Origin of the sequence: Pristimantibacillus sp. PTI5 (genome assembly GCF_048572955.1) — a bacterium.
Taxonomy (GTDB): Bacteria; Bacillota; Bacilli; order Paenibacillales; family Paenibacillaceae; genus Pristimantibacillus.
In genome coordinates, this window is sequence record NZ_CP183886.1 from 818,948 (window position 1) to 838,748 (window position 19,801).

12 protein-coding genes are annotated in these 19,801 nt (G+C 49.6%); 1 reads left to right on the forward strand and 11 read right to left on the reverse strand.

The genetic code is table 11. The features are described 5' to 3' along the window. Positions 1-13: 13 nt before the first annotated feature. Positions 14-1,156, reverse strand: a complete 1,143-nt coding sequence (locus ACN6MW_RS03935; protein WP_419874315.1) for a hypothetical protein — start codon at positions 1,154-1,156, stop codon at positions 14-16. 183 nt (positions 1,157-1,339) lie between these two features. Continuing rightward, positions 1,340-2,065, reverse strand: coding sequence for a YhcN/YlaJ family sporulation lipoprotein (locus tag ACN6MW_RS03940; protein WP_419874316.1), 726 nt, complete (start codon positions 2,063-2,065; stop codon positions 1,340-1,342). A gap of 158 nt (positions 2,066-2,223) precedes the next feature. Here ACN6MW_RS03940 and ACN6MW_RS03945 point away from each other — a divergent pair, with 158 nt between their 5' ends. After that, positions 2,224-3,231, forward strand: a complete 1,008-nt coding sequence (locus tag ACN6MW_RS03945) for a ketoacyl-ACP synthase III (RefSeq protein ID WP_419874317.1) — start codon at positions 2,224-2,226, stop codon at positions 3,229-3,231. A gap of 81 nt (positions 3,232-3,312) precedes the next feature. On the opposite strand, the gene ACN6MW_RS03950 is transcribed toward ACN6MW_RS03945, so the two are convergent. The 9 genes from ACN6MW_RS03950 to thiE all read right to left on the reverse strand — a co-directional run bounded on the left by ACN6MW_RS03950 (position 3,313) and on the right by thiE (position 19,796). After that, positions 3,313-3,489, reverse strand: coding sequence for a hypothetical protein (locus tag ACN6MW_RS03950; RefSeq protein ID WP_419874318.1), 177 nt, complete (start codon positions 3,487-3,489; stop codon positions 3,313-3,315). A gap of 28 nt (positions 3,490-3,517) precedes the next feature. Continuing rightward, positions 3,518-4,903, reverse strand: coding sequence for a glycosyltransferase family 2 protein (locus ACN6MW_RS03955; RefSeq protein ID WP_419874319.1), 1,386 nt, complete (start codon positions 4,901-4,903; stop codon positions 3,518-3,520). 277 nt (positions 4,904-5,180) lie between these two features. Next, on the reverse strand, positions 5,181-7,100 hold the full coding sequence (locus ACN6MW_RS03960; RefSeq protein ID WP_419874320.1) for a hypothetical protein: 1,920 nt from the start codon (positions 7,098-7,100) through the stop codon (positions 5,181-5,183). Positions 7,101-8,015: 915 nt separating this feature from the next. After that, entirely contained in the window at positions 8,016-14,543 is a 6,528-nt protein-coding gene (locus ACN6MW_RS03965; protein WP_419874321.1) for a WIAG-tail domain, read from the reverse strand. A gap of 153 nt (positions 14,544-14,696) precedes the next feature. Then, positions 14,697-15,668: a FecCD family ABC transporter permease gene (locus ACN6MW_RS03970; RefSeq protein ID WP_419876268.1), complete on the reverse strand. Its 972-nt coding sequence runs from the start codon at positions 15,666-15,668 to the stop codon at positions 14,697-14,699. A gap of 62 nt (positions 15,669-15,730) precedes the next feature. After that, positions 15,731-16,771 carry a FecCD family ABC transporter permease gene (locus ACN6MW_RS03975; RefSeq protein ID WP_419874322.1) on the reverse strand — a complete coding sequence of 347 codons (1,041 nt, stop codon included), beginning with the start codon at positions 16,769-16,771 and terminating at the stop codon, positions 15,731-15,733. Positions 16,772-16,963: 192 nt separating this feature from the next. Next, positions 16,964-18,118 carry a glycine oxidase ThiO gene (gene thiO / locus ACN6MW_RS03980; RefSeq protein ID WP_419874323.1) on the reverse strand — a complete coding sequence of 385 codons (1,155 nt, stop codon included), beginning with the start codon at positions 18,116-18,118 and terminating at the stop codon, positions 16,964-16,966. Then, positions 18,118-18,924 carry a thiazole synthase gene (locus ACN6MW_RS03985; protein ID WP_364153612.1) on the reverse strand — a complete coding sequence of 269 codons (807 nt, stop codon included), beginning with the start codon at positions 18,922-18,924 and terminating at the stop codon, positions 18,118-18,120. The genes thiO and ACN6MW_RS03985 overlap by 1 nt, the downstream gene beginning before the upstream one ends. Before the next feature lie 17 nt (positions 18,925-18,941). After that, entirely contained in the window at positions 18,942-19,796 is an 855-nt protein-coding gene (thiE, locus tag ACN6MW_RS03990) for a thiamine phosphate synthase (RefSeq protein WP_419874324.1), read from the reverse strand. Positions 19,797-19,801: the final 5 nt, after the last annotated feature.

Consider the following 19,801-nt stretch of genomic DNA (forward strand, 5'->3'; position numbering starts at 1 on the left):
ATCAAACTCTGCGTTAACCGTTGCGGCGAATACGCTTTTTTCGTATGGCGTGGAGTCTTCTTCGCCTTGCTTTTGTTTTTCTAACCTGAATTTTCCGGCTCTGCTTTGGCGCGTTTTTCACCAGCGGGACAGGAATGGGCATTATACTGGTGTCCGTATTCTCTTGCTCCATTCTGAAGTAGGCATTGGATAACGAAAAAGGGTTTTCAATTTCCGGGTTTTCATAATAATTTTTGAGAAAAATCCTTTTCGTTTCGTCCGTGATTGGCTCCCCGCTCGAGAAGCATCCGTAGCTCCACTGCGATAACCGCTGATTGCTCCGTTCCAGTTCTTTTACCTCGATAAGATACCGGTTATATAATTCATTGTATATTTCTCCCTTGCCTAGATCGATCCACGCGGCAGCCAGCTGAAACTGGGGTGAAAATTGAAGGCAGCGCAGCGGTTGCTCATTTATGACATAGAAGTCCTCGCGGATTTGGTCAATATTCCATCTCTCGATTAAATTTAAGGAAGTTACAGAATAACCGGCATGACGCAAAGAATATATTCCATCAAAAAAATGATGCGAAATATCTAACCAATCTTGATCCGCAAACCGATTTTGCTCATGATCGTAATAGCCGTGATGAGCGCTAAGCTTTGAACGCCAAAGCAAGTATTTCTCAGCCTCAGCATGTCTTTTCAACGCGGCAAAACCTGAATAATGTATGCCGCTTTTCCGCACATCTTCCAAATGATCCGGATCCAACGTCTCGGGAAAAATGAAATGGCCCGTAAGCACAACTGGATGCTCCGCCAATATGGCGGGAAGCTCATCCAAAGGACCATACAACATCATGTCTGCATCCAAATAAACCATTATTTCCTCAGCCGTGTATTTATCGTAAATATGCTTCATCAACAGCGCTTTGCATGAACGGATGGCTTCTTGCACCGTATATTGAAAGAAAAATTTATTTGAATTGGAGATCGAAGATAGATCTTTCATTAATATGACTTCATCGAAACAAGGAAAACGGAGTGCCGATTCCGGAACTTTAGCTTCTATGATCCCTACGACGACTTTGCTATCCGGCATATTTTGTTTGACCGATCTTGCCATGACCATTGCATTCGGTAAATCGCCCGCGCTTGTAACCGTCCCTATTATCACGCTGCTCCTCCCAATCTAATTAAAGGTATGTATTATCCTATGAGGGCCTATTTTAATAGGAAACCCCTATTAAAGCCTATTTTAATTCTCTTAAATCTGTCACTCGATCAGATTTATGCGCAAAAAAACCGGTTCAGTGAGCGAGTGCTCCTTAAACCGGTTTTCATCTGCTCTATGAATATATCAGTCGTATAACATGCGTTTGCTTCGTGTGCTTGAGCTTTTTAATTTATCGTCGCCGGATAACGCCGGGAATATTCGCTCCGCCATGGAATTAAATTCAGCAATAAAACCTTGGATGGGATGCCCGAGCTTCACATCGTTCATATACGCATTCATGCGTCCCACAAAATCCGGATTGGCAGAGACATAAACATGCTCCACGCTTGGCTTCAAACGCTTGACCTCGTTTGCGATTTCATCTTTTATTTGATCGGTAAGCATATTTTGTCCCGTAGACAAGCTGCTCATTCGCCTGCTCATACGGGCGCCTTCTTTGCCCATGTAACCCGTATTTGTACGGCTCATCATTTTAGAGTCCCCCGTAGGCTCTTCCTCGTCCAGGGATACCGCAACATAGGCATTTTGATCGGTGAGCAAGACGTACGATACTTTAACCGCATCCATTTTCGTAATTTGTTCGGCGATTTTCTCGCTCATTTCCATCCGGTAATTTTTATGCGACCCGATAACGTTATTGCTGTTCAGCCTGCGGCCGTTTACTCGGTTCATTTCATTCATCTGATCGTCGGCAAAGCGCTTGTCCTTTAACAAATTACCGTTAGCATCATATCTTATGCTGTTTGAACGAATATTTTTATTGCCCAAATCCCCTTGATTTTCCGAACAGCCCGCAAGCATTGTGCCAAGCAGTACGCCTGCGGATATCGCAATAATTTTTTTGTGCATTTAGCCATCCTCCATTTCGGTTTGATCAGGCTTCAGGCCCCTCATTAGCGTTCGCCAATCACTTTTGAACTATTCATGGCGTTGACAAGAGCGCAGCAATGAAGTAAATTAGCATCAGGTACTAGTACTTGATACTAATTTTTAGGGAGGTCCCGAGGATGACCGATAGAAATCAATCCGAAATTCGCTCAAATGCCATAATTACCGCGATTGGCTCCTATGTTCCGGAGAGGATATTAACGAATGCCGATTTAGAGAAGCTCGTCGATACGAGCGATGAATGGATCGTGCAGCGAACAGGTATACAGGAGCGTCATATCGCGTCAGATCATCAATTCACGAGCCATCTTTGTTTCGCAGCCGTCCAAGATATGATGGAACGCTACAACAAAGACGTAACCGATATCGACTATATCATCGTAGCCACCTCTACTCCCGATGCCGTGTTTCCAAGCGTAGCCTCGCAGGTTCAATCTCATTTTGGCATCGAAAACTGCGGTTCCGTCGACTTGCAAGCCGCTTGCGCCGGTTTTACGGCTGCCATTCAGCTCGCTAACGGATTATTGGTATCCGGCGCTTATCGCAAGGTACTGGTCATTGGTGCCGAAACATTATCTAAAGTGACCGATTATTCTGACCGGACAACATGCATATTATTTGGTGACGGAGCCGGAGCCTTCCTTATGGAAGCCTCGGGTAGCGGCAGCGGAAACGTATTGCATATGTATTCTAAAACAGACGGTGCCCGCGGGCATCAGCTTTACCGCAGCAGCTTAGCTTCTGCTATAGGAGATCATGTTATTCAACCGAACGGATTAATCGTGCAAAATGGCCGGGAAGTATACCGCTGGGCTGTCAGCCATGTAGCGGAAGGGGTAAAGCAGCTCATGACGCGCAGCAGCCTCTCGGCAGCGGACATCGATTGGTTCATTCCGCACAGCGCGAATATGCGCATCATTGAAGCGCTTTGCGAGAGAACCGGCTTCTCGCTGGACCAAACGCTTTCCAGCATCAAGCTATTCGGAAATACTTCGGCAGCCTCGATCCCGCTCGCCATAGACGGCGCGGTTAAAGCTGGCACGATTAAACAAGACCAGCTTATGCTGCTGTACGGCTTTGGCGGCGGATTAACGCAAGCCGGAATCATTATTCGTTGGTCGCTCTAAGTATGCCGAACAGCCCTATATCCTTTCGTTTCAACTTACTTAAACGAAACAATTACGGATATAAGGCTGTTTCCATCTGGCTTATGGCTGCTGCTCATAAGCCAATTGATGTCCTTCCTCAAAGCCTTTTGCAAAACCTGTATTATAACTATTGTTAAAAACCTGGCCAAATTGTACGCGTTCGTTATTCTTTTGTGAAAGGCGCTTTCTTTGTGCTGGCTTTCTGCGCTGAAGAGACTTTATCTTACTTACTGCCATTGATTTTACCTCCTAACGATAAACGTAATTACAAGGCTTGCCGAAGCTTGGTCGGTCCAATTATAGGCAATCCATCGGGTACGTCAAGAAGCTCTGATTCTAATAAGCTAATCTGCGAACGACTATTCATGAACCATGCTTCAGCAGCTAAAGGACTAACGATTGCTCGTTTCATGCCTTTTTCCATATAATACATACCGCCATCTGCTTTAATGCAAATTGAACCATGCAGTTCGGTAAGCTGCCCGCCTCCTTGGACAAGATCCAATTTTTGCTGAACTTCCTCTTCTTTCAAAACTGGCCCGATAGTCCATCGCCTTAAATCAATCTGAGACAACTGAATGACAGGTCCATCCCAGATCCCTTCAATGGCTCTCCGGACGCCATCCTCAATCCAGAAAATAGTTTCAGTTAATCCTTTCACTGCAATCGCTTGCGGGTAAAATGCAGATTCGCCAAGCCTCCGTTCATCCCATTCTGCTAATTGCCGGGCGTCTGTCCAGTGTATCCCGCTGTTATGTGCCAAGGAATTCAAAACTTCATACGGTTTATTCCATTTATCATTGAAATAGAGCAAACCTTTTTTCTTTTCCGCTTCTTCTTCACTGCCCCGGATCTTCTTATCGTCAGAAGTCAGATGAACGAAAGCATCACCTGCATAGACCAATTTAAGTCCTAAATTCCTTACTCTGATGCAATAATCTTCCTCAACGTATGGTCTTTCTATACAACCTTCATCCAAAAAACCGACCTTCTCTAGCAGATCGCGGCTAAACAATAAGCATTGGAAGGACAATCTCTCTGAAGTGCTCCATCTAGAAGGATCACTTATATTGTTCAATGTCGCAAATTCCTGCATGTTCTCCACAGATCTGTAAAAAGGTTCTATCCGTTGTTCGCCGTTCATACCATTCGACACCGCTCCTACTATGCCAATGCTAGGATTGCTTTTTAAGCAAATTAACAGATTATGAAGCCAATTGTCTGTACAGACAACATCGTTGCTTAACAGTAAAATCGTCGTACCTTTTGCCATCATTAAGCCCCTGTTCATTGCTCCGGCAAAACCATGATTATGCGATAAAATATGATATCTCACCATTCCGTTCAGCTGCTTCAAATAGTGCTCAATTCCATCGGATGAGTTGTTATCGACAACGATTATTTCGTAGCTCAAGGATGTATAATTGATAATACTTTCGATACATCGCTTAACGCTTTCTGCCTCGTTATGGCTCGTAACAATAATACTCGTTCCGTCAAAATACGAATCAAAACTTTTAAAACCTGCTTCTAATCCTTGCTGGTAGCCTTCTTCCAAACCTCGGTTGGAATCTTCAAATCGTTTATTCACATGTGTTTGCAATTCACTTTTTCTTTTAAGACGCTTGGCTTTATTTTTAATTCGTCTCATCGGCGATCACTCCATTTCTGTCAAATGATCGAATAGTTTAACATGATATTGTATGTAGGATTTGCCTAACCGTAACGGCATTCGTGTAGTTCCCGAAATTAAACCATAGGTTCAATGTCCAACTGCTCCATAAAAAAAAGAGGATTTTGACGCTTTCGCGTACAAAATCCTCTTCTTGTTTCTGTACCTGCCGATTGCAAACCAGTTAATATCTTCTTTGGGATCATAACTGATGCATGTACGGATAACGGTATTAGTTGCTTGTTCGGCTATTTTGTTAGATCCGTTGCTTCCGGGCACCCGATTTCCCCTTTTTTCTCTGCCTGTCAGCAGCTGCCTTACTCCTACGCTTCTGAGCGCCAGCTGCTCCCTCGTTACGTTTGCTGGCGACAACCGCTTTTCGTTTACTATTCTGAGCGAGAGCTTTTTCCTTGTTGCGCTCCCCGCTGAAAACTACGCCGAATAACGCAAGTACTTCACCTGAGAGATGCGCTAGCGTAATATTCCCCTTACGAATGTGATGCCCTTCAACTGTTTCTGCCTTCAAGTGCTTGCCCGCTAACGAATCCGGTTGAACATGCTCGCCAATTACCGCACCGTGAACAAGCTTAGCTCCGGTTACGGCACCGTCTTGCAGCTGATTCTCACGTATGGACAGCTCGGCGATTTTGTCGGTTGTTATCGAGCCTGCAGCTAAATGCACCGTCCCTACAGCTTCTGGCTTCAGTGCCGCAGCCCCAACAACACCATTCTGCAGCTGTTTTTCACCTACGCTGCTCTCCGACAGCTTCTCAGAAGTAACGGAATTATCCACCAAATGAGCGCCGCGTATGCTGCTTTCGCTCAGGTGGGTACCAAGCACAGAACCACCCGCCAGCTTACTGCTTGTGACCGACTCATTGGCCAATTGCGCCATCCCTATTGCCCCATAACCAATATGCTTCTGAAGAACGGCATGCGGCGCAAGTTTATCTTTATTAATAATTCCGTCTTGCAAATGATCGCTCTCAATGGCGTTCTTCGACAGGTGCTTCGTTGATACCGAGTGATCGGATAACTTCTCCGACGTTACCGACTGTTCAGCGAGATGAGCGCTGTTGATTTGCCCTTTTCCGAGATGTGAGCTTTGAACTGCCTCTTTCTGCAGGTGGGTTGAAGAAACCGAGTTGATCGCTATATTTTCCGATTCGACTGCGCCCGCTTTCAGTTCCCTTGTTCCTACCGCCCCTTCCGCCAAGTGCTCGGCTTTGATTTCGCCTAAAGTCATATGCTTTCCCTGAATGATACCTGGCGCAACATGCTCGGCTAATAGTAAGCCAGGCTTCAAATGAACGGAATCTAATGCTTCCTTAGCAATCTTATCGCCTGTAACGGCTCCATCGCGCAGCTTCGACTCCGTAACCGCACCGTCTGCGAGCTTCGAAGTGTTAATGGAATCATTAGCTAAGTTTTCTGGACGGATCTCTCCGTTTTTTATTTTTTCCGATGTAATCGACTGTTCGGCTAACAGCTCCGTTGTAATCGCAAATGGCTTCAAATGTTTGGAGTCAATGGAGCCCAATGCTATTTTGTGTGCGCTAATCGTGCGGTCAGCGAGCTTTTCCGACGTAATGCTTCCATTCTGAAGCTTGCTTGCATGGATAGAGAGGTCCAAAATTTTATCTCCGGATATCGCGTTGTTCGTCAAATGGTCCCCGGTAATCGTATGATTCGCAATTTTAGAAGAGTAAATGGCGCCATCCGCAATATGAATGTTCTCAACTGCATAATCGGCAATGGCGCCCGATTGAACGCTTCCTGTTCTGAGCTTACTGCTGTCGATCGCACCAGGTGCAATTTTTTCTGTGGTAACCGCTAAGTCAACCAAGTCGTCCGTATAAATAAATGGATTTAGCGCATCAAGGCTTTTCTTTTTCGCAACTCTTTCCAGTTTCTCTTTCAATGTAGGCTCTAGTACATCTTCAACCATTTTCTGAGGATCCTCAATATCTTCAATATCTTCAAGATCTTCAGATACTTCAAATTCAAGCAAATCCGGATGCTCTGCTTTTATCGCTCGTTTTGATCCCATGCTTTTCACGCTTGGTTTCCTTTTGTTCAAATCATCCAGCATCTTTAACTCGGAAGTATTCGGATTTTCAACATAAAAAAGCGGCTTCCGCCCTCTCGGGCTGTTCCCTTTTCTGCTTTTTTCCATTTTTTTCTCCTTCTTCCTCCTGAAATGTCATTAGCCTCTCGGCATGTGCCGAGGCAAATGGAAAAGGGATTCCTTGTTCCGTCCAACATACCTTCCTTTTGTGGGAGAGTTTTTATTTCAACCACGACCCGAATTGGAGAACTCATGCCTGGCAATCGGTCTGCATTCCCGACATGGATTCTCACCTGCAAGGCGTGCCTCCTAGTACGTTTAATAGTTCTTACGGATTAAAGCCCATATTATCAATTACCGGGTCTAAAGAGTCACTTGAAACTTATTTTCCCTGATGATTACCGTTTGGTTCTGCTCATACATGAAACATCCTCCCTAAGTAGTTATATGAGGAGGGACAATGGTCGGTATAGATAAATATCCATTAGTAAAGGCCTATTTTATCATTGCATACGAAACATGAGCAGTATTGAAAATAAGTTGTTTCACATTAGGCTTTTTAACCACCATTTTTTAGGTTTCTTTGGAATGACAGATAGATAGGTTTATCCAACATTTTAGCAATGGTGAAGTAGGTGTCCAAATAATCACGACCTTCTGAGAGGATGGAGATTATTAGATACTAGACTACATAATAGACACGGATTATATTGAATTCAGAACATGAATCAGAGGATATTGTGTTGTGAATATGCACTTTGGAATGGATTAAAGGTATTTAGATATGTAACTCGCTGAACTTTTACTAAATTACAGTGGGAGGTTTAGGAATGAGAAACTACCATTTTTTTATAATTTATTTACTATGCTATGTCACTAGACAAAGGAATAAGTGGCTGATATCTGATAGTAGAGACAATGAAAGAAAAGATTGCGATTGATAAACAAGAGATTTCTTCAAACATCTGCTCATTAAAAAAGAGGATTCTGACACATTATGCGTACAGAATCCTCTTTTTGTATCTATGCTCTTCCGATTGCAATCCAGTTAATGTCTCCGCTGGGATCATGGCTGATGCGCGTACGAATAACGGTAATTGTGGCTTGCTCGGCCGTTTTGGATAATATGACTGCATAACAAGCGGGATTATCAATCGTCGCTGTCAGTACGTAACGATCATCCGTGAAAGGCTCTTCGAACGAAATAACGACTTGGATCTGCTCTTCTTGAGAAGTGAAGCTAAAGGGCGACAATCCGAACTGTTGCTTAGCGACTCCTCTCCTTGAAGTCGATATAACAGGAGCAAAACTTAATCTAGATAGCTCAATCGGCGTTTGCTGCAATGGCAGGATTGTTCCTTGGTCAAAAATATACTCTTGCAGCAGGCCTGGTGCGAGCTTATCTGCTGTCACACTGCCCGCAGCTAGTTGCTCTGGTCCTACGCTGCCATCCGTCAGCTGCTCTGGTCCTACGCTTCCATGCGCCAGCTTTTCCTTCGTTACGCTGCCATCCGTCAGCTGCTCTGGTCCTACACTTCCAAACGCCAGCTTCTCCGTCGTTACGCTGCCATCCGTCAGCTGCTCTGGTCCTACGCTTCCATGCGCCAGCTTCTCCGTCGTTACGCTGCCTGCCGAAAGCTGCTCTGGTCCTACGCTTCCATGCGCCAGCTTTTCCGTCGTTACACTACCATCTTTCAGCTGCTCTGGTCCTACGCTTCCATGCGCCAGCTTTTCCGTCGTTACGCTGCCGTCTGTCAACTGCTCTGAACCTACGCTTCCATGAGCCAGCTTCTCCGTCGTTACGCTGCCATCCGTCAGCTGCTCTGGTCCTACGCTTCCATGCGCCAGCTTTTCCTTCGTTACGCTGCCATCCGTCAGCTGCTCTGGTCCTACGCTTCCAAACGCCAGCTTCTCCGTCGTTACGCTGCCATCCGTCAGCTGCTCTGGTCCTACACTTCCAAACGCCAGCTTCTCCGTCGTTACGCTGCCTGCCGAAAGCTGCTCTGGTCCTACGCTTCCATGCGCCAGCTTCTCCTTCGTTACGCTGCCAATCGTCAGCTGCTCCGCTCCTACACTCCCGAACGCCAGCTTTTCCTTCGTTACGCTACCCTCATACAGATGCTCGGTTCCTACGCTTCCATGTTCCAACTTCGATGCAGTTACGCTGCCAACGGACAATTGCTCCGTTCCTACGCTACCAAGTGCAAGTTTTTCCGTCGTTACGCTGCCTGCCGAAAGCTGCTCTTCTCCTACGCTTCCTATAGCCAGCTTTTCCGTCGTTACGCTGCCTGCCGAAAGCTGCTCTTCTCCTACGCTTCCTATAGCCAGCTTTTCCGTCGTTACGCTGCCTGCCGAAAGCTGCTCTTCTCCTACGCTTCCTATAGCCAGCTTTTCCGTCGTTACGCTGCCTGCCGAAAGCTGCTCTTCTCCTACGCTTCCTATCACCAGCTTTTCCGTCGTTACGCTGCCTGCCGACAGCTGCTCTTCTCCTACGCTTCCTATCGCCAGCTTTTCCGTCGTTACGCTTCCCGCCGAAAGCTGCTCTTCTCCTACGCTTCCTATAGCCAGCTTTTCCGTCGTTACGCTGCCTGCCGAAAGCTGCTCTTCTCCTACGCTTCCTATAGCCAGCTTTTCCGTCGTTACGCTGCCTGCCGAAAGCTGCTCTTCTCCTACGCTTCCTATCACCAGCTTTTCCGTCGTTACGCTTCTTGCTGACAGCTGCTCTTCTCCTACGCTTCCTATCGCCAGCTTTTCCGTCGTTACGCTTCCCGCCGAAAGCTGCTCTTCTCCTACGCTTCCTATCGCCAGCTTTTCCGTCGTTACGCTTCCTGCCGAAAGCTGCTCTTCTCCTACGCTCCCAATCGCCAGCTTTTCCGTCGTTACGCTTCCTGCCGAAAGCTGCTCTTCTCCTACGCTCCCAATCGCCAGCTTTTCCGTCGTTACGCTTCTTGCTGACAGCTGCTCTTCTCTTACGCTTCCCTGCGCCAGCTTCTCTGTCGTTACGCTGCCCTCCGACAATTGTTCTTCTCCTACGCTACCAATCGCCAGCTTTTCTGTCGTTACGCTTCCTGCCGACAACTGCTCTTCTCTTATGCTTCCAATCGCCAGCTTATCCGTTGTAACGCTGCCTGCCGAAAGCTGCTCTTCTCTTACGCTTCCTATGGCCAGCTTATCCGTTGTTACGCTGCCTGCCGAAAGCTGCTCTTCACCTACGCTTCCCTCCGCCAGCTTTTCCGTCGTTACGCTGCCCGCCGAAAGCTGCTCTTCACCTACGCTTCCCTGCGCCAGCTTTTCCGCCGTTACACTGCCCGCCAAAAGTTGTTTTGATCCCACGCTTCCGAATGCCAGCTTCTCTATCGTTACGCTGCCCTCCGACAATTGCTCTTCTCCTACACTTCCAATCGCAAGATTTTCCGTCGTTACACTGCCCGCCGAGAGCTGCTTCGTTCCAACGCTTCCAAATGCCAGCTTTTCCTTCGTTACGCTGCCGGCCGACAATTGCTTCGTTCCAACGCTTCCGAAGGTTAGCTTATCGGAGGTTACACTCCCTGCCAAAAGCTGCCTCGATCCAATGCTTCCCTGCGCCAGCTTCTCCGTTGTTACGCTGCCGGCCGATAGCTGCTCCGTACCCACGCTTCCATGGTCCAATTGCTCGGCTTTCACGCTTTTCAGTGCCAGCTTCTCCGTCGTTACACTGCCATCCGTCAGCTGCTCTGTTCCTACGCTTCCATGCGCCAGCTTCTCCGTCGTTACACTGCCGGCTGACAGTTGCTCCTCTCCTACGCTTCCAAATGCCAGTTTCTCCTGCGTTACGCTGCCTGTCGACAGCTGTTCTTCACGTACGCTTCCATGCGCCAACTTCTCTGAAGTCACACTGCCCGTCGACAGTTGCTCTGCATTTATACTTCCTAATGCCAGCTTTTCCGAAGTTACGCTGCCGTCTGACAACTGCTCATTTCCAACGCTTCCGAGCCCTAACTTCTCTTGACTTACGCTTCCATCGGCCAGCTTTTCTTCGCTTATGGAGCCATTTGCAAGTTTCTCCGTCGTTACGCTGCTTGGAGCAAGCTGATCCGAGCCTACGCTTTCAAACGCCAGCTTCTCCGTCGTTACGCTGCCTGCTAACAGCTTCTCCGTACTTACGCTTCCGAACGCCAGTATCTCTTCAATGACGCTTCCGGGCGCCAGCTTTTCTTCCGTAACGCTTCTTGCGGACAGCTGCTCCTCTCCTACACTCCTAAGCGCCAACTTCTCGGTCGTTACGCTGCCTGCAGAAAGCTGCTCCTCTCCTACGCTTCTGAGAGCCAGCTTCTCCATCGTTACGCTGCCGGCTTCCAGTTGTTCTGCTCCTACGCTTTCGAGCGCCAGCTTCTCCTTCGTTACGCTGCCTGCAGAAAGCTGTTCCTCGCCTACGCTTCCGTGAGCCAGCTTCTCCATTGTTACGCTGCTGGCTTCCAATTGCTCTGCCCCTACGCTTTCGGGCGCCAGCTTCTCCTTCGTTACGCTGCCTGCCGAGAGCTGCTCTGTGCGTACGCTGCCGATTGCCAGCTTTTCAGTCGTTACGCCGCAATCTTCCAGCTGGTCTGCTCCTACGCTCCTGAGCTCCAGCTTCTCCTTCGTGACGCTGCCAACAGCCAGTTGTTCTGTCCGGACTGCACCCGATTCGATTTGCTCACTGCCAACCGCAGCCGTGAACAACTTCTCACGTGTGACAGCGCCTGAAACGAGCTGAACCGTTCCTACGCTGTTTTCCGCCAATTGCTTTTGGCTAACCGAACCCTGCCTAACTTTGCTGCCGGGAATCGTATCATCCGATATTTTCTCGAAAGCAAGCACTTCGTCAGCAAGATGACCAAGCGTAATCGTCCCCTTGCGGATGTGATACCCCTGTATCGTATCGGCCTTAAAATGCTTACCCGCTAACGATTCCAGCTGCACGTGCTCTGCCGATACCGCCCCGAAATCAATCTTCGCCCCAGTTACCGCTCCAGCCTGAATGGCCGACTCGCTTACGCTATCCGCATCCAAATTCGCCGCCTTCACAGCCCCAGGCTGTAAATGCTTCGAGCTGATTGACAGTTCCGTCAGTTTATCGGACGTAATTGTACCGTCTGCTATGTGCTCTGTGCTAACAGCACCTTGCTGCAGTGCTGCAGCTCCGACAGAGCTGATTTGCAGCTGTTTTTCACCTACGCTGTCAGCAGACAGCTTCTCCTGAATAATCGATTCTTCTGCAATATGGGCACTGTGCACACTATTTTCACCTAAGTGAATACCAAGCACCGAAGCATTTGCCAAATGACGGCTCTTCACGGCTTCATCTGCGATTTGCTTTGACTGGACAGAACCGGTTGATAACTTCTCTGCGTTTATGACGCCATCCTGCAGCGCATCTGTTCCAATCGATTGGGCAATTAGATGATTGGTTCCAATGATATGATTCTGCAAATGCGATGAACCAATCGCACCATGTCCAATATGCTTAGCTTTTACGGATTCATCCGCTAAATGATCAGATTGAACCGAGTTCGGTGCGATTTTTTCACTTATCACGCTTCCATCCGCTAGCTTCGAGGTTAAAACACTTAAATCAGCCAGCTTATCAGCAGTTACAGATTCCGGGGACAGCTTAAGTGAATTGACGATATGATCGGCCAAATGATGTGAAAATACGACTCCAGATCCGATATAACGCTCCGTCACAGCGCCGTAAGCCAGTTTACTGCTCGTTACGGCTCCGTCCTGCAGATTTTCCGTGTCAATTGCATTAACAGCAAGATGGCTATTGTCTATTAGGCCGGGCTGAAGATGCTCCCCGTTTACTGCTTTCGGCGAAATGGACTCTTCCGTCACGGCGCCTGCCGAAAAATGATACGCTCTTAACGCTTCCGGAGCTATTTTTTGAAACGTAATGCTGTCATCCTTTACATGTCTCGACTCCACTGACCCGTCCGCCAGACTGGACGATGTCACCGCGCCTTCGGTTAACTTGGACTTGGTAACGGACTCATCGGCTAATTGCGTCACGCCTACGGCTGCTTTAGCGATATGTTCCTTCCGTACAGATTGCAGCGCAAGCTTATCTTCGTTAATAATGCCATCCTGCACATGCTCTCTCATAATGGCATTCGGAGCGATCTGCTCGATCGATACCGAATCGTTAGCCAAATGCCACTGCAGGATTTGAGCCTCGGCGATTTTGTCCGATGTGACGCTGAAGCGTCCCAAATGACGGCTAAGCACCGCATCGTTGGACAGCTTTTGCGCGTTTACGCTTTGGTCTGACAGCTTCGATAAAGTAACCGAGTGATCGACGATTTTGATTGTCGATACCGATTGATCGGCCAGCTTCGCGGAGGTTACGGAATGGTCTGCGAGATTACTGCTGTTGACTTGTTCCGCACCGATGTGACCGTTTTGAACGGCTCCCGCTTGAAGATGTACCGCAGCCACTGATCCTGAGGCTAAGTGCTTGGCTTTGACGGCATCCGACCGCAGCTCTCTGGCTCCTACTGATCCCTCGGCCAGATGATTGGCGGTAATTTCCCCCTGGGCTAAATGTTTACCCTTAATGGCGCCGGGCGCAACATGCTCGGCAAGCATTAAGCCTGGTTTCAGATGACTGGCATCAATCGACGCTGGCGCAATTTTCTCGCCGTTTACCGCCTCGTCGCGCAGCTTCGAGCGCGTAACGGAAGCCTCCCCCAGCTTGGAGCTGCTAATAATATCATTCGCTAAATTATCGGCACGGATGGCTCCGCTTTTAATTTTTTCCGACGTAATCGATTGGTCCGCCAGCAGCTCAGAGGTAATAATTAATGATTTTAAATGTCTGGGTTCGATCGATCCTTCTGCAATTTTATGCGAGCTGATCGTACGATCCGCCAGCTTCTCCGATGATATGCTTCCGTCCTGCAGCTTACTTCCGCCGATCGAGTGGTCCAAAATTTTGACTCCGGAAACCGAATGGTCCGTCAAATGGAATCCCGTAATCGTTTCCGGCGCGATTTTAGCCGATGTTATGGCACCGTCCGCGATATGGATATTTTCTACAGCATAATCTGCAATGGCCTCCGATTGGACGCTGCCCGCTACGAGCTTGCTGCTTTCGATCGCGCCGGCTGCAATTTTGTCAGAGGTAACGGCGAAGTCGACCAAATCATCCGTATAAATAAACGGAGTAGGCCCCTCCGTATATTTCTTTTCCGCAAGCAGCTCCATCTTCTCTTCCTGGCTCATTTGCTCATCATCCACGATTTCATATATCTCATCGATTTCAGACGCATCAATCTCGAGCAAATCAGGCTGCTCATCGTCCGAAGCTTCTGCTTCGGCGCTCTCCATTTCCAAAGCAGCGCTTGCCGCATGAATTGTAATCTCAGCTTCATCCTCATGTATGGCATTGGCCATTTGCTCTACTGCCGGATTAGGCGAAGCAACTTTCTTCGGTTTAGACTGATCCAGCCACTTTAACTCGGAAGTATTCGGATTATCAACATAAAAAAGTGGCTTTCGCCCCTTCGGGCTTTTCCCTTTTCTGTTATTTTTCATAGTCCTCTCCTTCTTCCACCTGAAATGTCATAGGTAATATATGCAGGTACCCATAGGCACGCTACAAGGAGAAGTGACGAAAAAGGCTATCCGGCCCTACTTCAAACAAAAACCGCGGAAGCATGCTGCTTTCCGCGGTTTTAAAGAAGCTGTTTATTTGGATCTGGATAACAGATATAAGAAATAGGGGGCACCGATCACCGCAACGACGATGCCGGTCGGAATCTCATGAGGCTGAAACGCCCACCGTGCCAGCGTATCCGCTACGGTAACGAGCAGGGCACCGACGAAAGCCGATGCCGGAATCAGCACCTGATGCTGCGGGCCGACCAATCTTCTAGCCAAATGCGGAGCGATAAGGCCCACGAAGCCAATGCCTCCGCCTACCGCGACGCAGGAGCCTGCTAACCCGACTGAAGCCGCGAGCAGCCATGCGCGCTCCTTATTCACCGCGGCGCCTAGACCGATGGCCATTTGGTCGCCAAGATTTAAAGCATTCAACGATTTCGCCTTATATTGCACAAACGGAAAAATGATGATCAGCCATGGCAGCAGCGCCATCACGTATTTCCAGTTCGTTCCCCAAATGCTGCCAGCCATCCATACGGCAAAATACTGGTATTTTTCCGGCGTAAGACGCAAAATCAATATTTGCATCGCCGCTGCGATGCCTGCTGCGACCGCTATACCGACGAGTATCATCCGAGTAGGCAATAATCCCCGGTGCCGCTTATAGGATAATACAAAGATAAGGATCGCCGTCAGCGAAGCACCTACCAAAGCAAGGAATGGCATTAAGAAAATCGATCCTTTCTCCGTTGTCGGATAAAAGGAGATAAACAAAATGACGGCAAGACCGGCCCCTGCGTTAATGCCAAGCAGACCAGGATCGGCGAGCGGATTGCGGGACAACCCTTGAATAATGCAGCCCGATACGGCAAAGCCCGCTCCAATGAGGATGGAAATGACAATTCGCGGCAACCGGAAATCAAATAGGATAAGCTCCTGCTTGTCTGTCCCTGCGCCGAACAAGGTTTTGATTACGTCGATTGGCGCTAAGCGAATCAAGCCCGTATTCATGCTTATTATGAAGGATACTACGATTAAAGCTCCCAGCACCGTCATCACCAGAACCGCGCGTTTTCTTCTGCGCTGCTCCGTCGCTGAAATGAATAAAGTATTCACGCTTATTCCCCCTTCATTCTTGTTACAAGATAGAGGAAGAAAGGAACGCCGATTACTGCGATAATAACGCCAATAGCCACTTCCTCCGGCGGATTAATGATACGTCCGCCAATGTCTGCCAGAACCATCAGCAGGCTGCCGAGCACGGCCGAGCATGGAATGATCCATTTATAGTCGACGCCAACAAGAAAACGTGAAATATGGGGAATGATCAAGCCGACAAATCCGATGGAGCCTACCGCGGATACTGCCGTTCCGGCAAGCAGCAAAACAATAATGACGCCAGCTGCCTTTACGAGTCCTGTTCGCTGGCCAAGACCTACGGCTACGTCCTCTCCTAAGCTGAGCAGGGTAATCGAACGGGACAATGCAATAGCCCCGATCAACCCGCCAATGACCCATGGCGAGACCATTTGAATTTGCTCCCATTTTATCCCTGCGACGCCGCCTGCATACCAGAAGGCCAAATCCTGTCCGATTTTGTAATAGAGCGCTATGCCCTCCGTAAGCGCCAGAAGCAGCGCGCCGACGGCCGCGCCGGCTAACGTAAGCCGAACCGGCGTTAATCCGCCCTTTGCCATCGATCCGATTCCGTAAACGAGTCCCATGGAAACAGCAGCGCCTGCAAAGCATACAAACATGAGCCCCATATAGGAAATCGATGGGAAAAACGCAAAGCATAGCGCCAGCATAAATCCTGCGCCGGCGTTAATGCCGAGCAAGCTGGAATCCGCGAGCGGATTCCGGGTCATTCCCTGCATAACCGAACCGGCTACGGCGAACGCTGCGCCTACCAAAGCAGCCGCGAGCGCACGAGGCATTCGAAGCTCTTTGATAATTTGATGCTGGACATTATCGGCGTCAAAGCGGAATACGCCATCCCATACGGTTGAGAGATTTATATCCGCTGCGCCGACCGAGATCGATAGAGCCAAGGAGAATAAAAGCGCCGCGACTCCGCCAAACAAAATAATCGTGGCCATTAATGGCCTTGTGCGCAGCTTGCTGCCTGCCATCGTTTTCGAGTTTAATGGAGAAGACATCTTTTAACTACCCTTCTGTATGTATACTTTGGATGAAAATTATGATTGAATTCGAGGCCTATCTAAAGCGCCTTATTTAGAGGAATAAAAAAAACCCACTTCATTGATAACGATTCTCGTTTTCAATATAGCAGATTTTATATGAAGTTTCAATGAAATAATAAAGCCATTTCGTGACGAAATGGCTTCATTCTATCTTAAGGCGCGGGCCATTCCCCTGTGCGCTGCGGCCGTAAAGCGATCTGGGGCGAACCGGCTGATGGATGGCTTGACCTCTTTCCCCTCCAAAATGTCAGCGGTAAGAAGCGCCGTAATCGGGCTGAGCAAAATACCGTTGCGGTAATGCCCCGATGCCATAATAACGGAAGGCATTCCGGCAATTTGCCCGAGAAGCGGCTGTCCGTCCTTGGTGGCAGGGCGCAGGCCGGCCCAGCGGTGTGCCGTTTGCCTGCCCTCGAGAAATGGGAACAACCGGCTGCTGCTGCGGATCAATCGGCCGATTCCCCGCTCCGTTACGCTCGTCTCGAAGCCCGATACATCCTCGGAAGCGCCGCAAACGAGGCGCCCATTATTTTTGCCGACCCAATAGGCTTGACTAGAAAAAACCATATGGCGAACTTCGGCGGCATCATGCCCGAAGGAGCAGATCTGACCGCGAATCGGGTGGACCGGAATCGATAACCCGAACCATTTTTCATAAGCGCCCGACCATGCGCCCGCGCATACAACCAGCCGATCCGAGTGCACAAGGCTTTTTAAAGCTTGAGCGCGTACCGATACCCCGCCGCTCTGATGCACAAGCACATCTTCTATTTGCCCGGCATGCTCAAGAATGCGAACGCCAAGCTTGCGGCAGGCTGCTTCAAGCGAGGTAACCAGCTTCGGAGCATACACATGGCTCTCTTTAGGCGTGAATACGCCGGCAACCGCCGAAGGCGCAATCATGGGCTCCAGCTTCCGCAGCTGCGCCGCATCGATAAGCTGGGCCTCGGCCCCCCATCGATTTTGCCAATCCAGTCTGGATTGTATCGGAAGTACGTCAGCTTCATGCATAAACACATTCACGCTTCCGCTTTGCACCCACTCTGCCGTCATGCCCGACCCATCCTCGACAGCTTTAATCCACTCCGGGTAGCTTTGAAGGCTGCTTAAGCATAGATGAAAGAAATCGTCCGGCTGCTCGGTGTTTTCCGAATAAGGGGCAAGCATGCCCGCCGCCGCGCCGGATGCTTGGCCGCCCAGTCCATGCGGCTCGATAAGCGTCACCAGCATACCTCTTCGTGCCGCTTCGAAGGCGCAGGACAAGCCGATAATGCCGCCTCCGAGGATGATGACCGATTGCGGCATTACTGCTCCCCTCCGCTTCCAGCCGCTGCTTCAAACAACGAGCCGGCCCAATCGCTGCTCGCCGAGGCATAACGCTTCTTCGGAATGCGGCCCGCCAGCCTCGCAAGTCGTCCCGCTTCTATGGCTAACCGGAACGCGCGTGCCATCATGACCGGGTCCTGCGCTTTGGCGATTGGCGTATTCGCTAGAATCCCGTCTGCTCCCAGCTCCATCGCCTCGGCAGCATCCTTGGCCGACCCAATGCCCGCATCAATGATAACGGGTACGCCTGCCTGCTCTGTAATAAGACCTAGATTATAAGGATTGAGAAGTCCGAGACCTGATCCGATCGGGGAACCGCCGGGCATGATCGCAGACGCACCCGCTTCCTCAAGCCGCCTGCACAAAATCGGGTCATCCGATGTATAAGGAAGCACGGTGAAGCCATCTTTGGCCAGCTTTTCCGTTGCGCGCAGCGTTTCAATGGGATCAGGCAGCAGCGTCCGGTGATCGCCGCTGATTTCAACCTTTATCCAATTGCCAAGACCTGCTTCCCGTGCCAGGTGCGCGATTCGCACGGCTTCTTCAGCTGTTCGTGCTCCCGAGGTATTCGGTAAATAAATAATGCTTCTATCCTCAAAGTGCTGCAGCACAGAGTCGTCTTCCACGCTTTCAAGATTGACTCTTCTCACCGCGAACGTGATGACCTCCGAGCCTGATGCTTCCAGCGCTTCTTGCAGCACGGCGGGACTTGGAAACCGGCCCGTTCCGAACAAAAATCTCGATTTCAGCGTTTGACCGCCAATAACGAGCGGATCCTCGCTCATCCAATCTTTCATTCCTCTCAGCCCCCTCCGACAAAATGAACCAGCTCAATCGATGAACCGCTTTGCAGCTCCGTTTGCGCCCATAAAGCGCGCTGTACGATGGCCCCGTCAAGCTCAACGACAAGCTTCTTGTTCTGCTGTCCAAGCTGGATAACCAGCTCCTCAACCGTTCTTGCGCTGCACTGCTCCTCGCGGCCATTGATTTTGAGCCTCTTTTTTTCAAGGGCAGAGCCGCGGCGCGCGGCTTCAATCCGCTCTAAGAAAGAGCGGCATATGCCGGCCGGGTCGGCATGACCGACAATCGCCGAGACGGCGCAAATCCGCTCGGCGCCCGCAGAAAGCACAATATCAACATTGCCGAGCGTAATGCCGCCGATCGCGACGAACGGGATCGACACATGGCGTGCGGCCTCCTGAACATAGCTTGTCGTGACAGCGGCGCGGCCAGGCTTCGTATCGGTTGGAAACACCGGTCCGACGCCGATATAGTCTGCCCCAGCCTGTTCGGCTGCCAGCGCCTGCTGCAGGTTATGCGTGGAAATGCCAATAATGCGGTCAGGCCCGAGCAGTGCTCTTGCCTCGCTGACCGGCATATCCTCTTGCCCTAAATGAACGCCATCCGCATCAACCTCAAGTACGATATCCGGATAGTCATTGATAATGAAAGGCACTTGATATTGCCGCGTCAGCTCGCGCAGCGCCTTGGCCTGTTCCAGCACTTCTTCCCTTTTGCCCGTCTTATTGCGAAGCTGCACAATCTGGGCTCCCCCGATCAACGCTTGCTCCATCACATCGACGACCGATTTTCCAGGATGATTGGATTCCGCTGTAATCGCGTACAGCCGAAAATCTCGCCAAGCCGGTCTATTCATTCTCC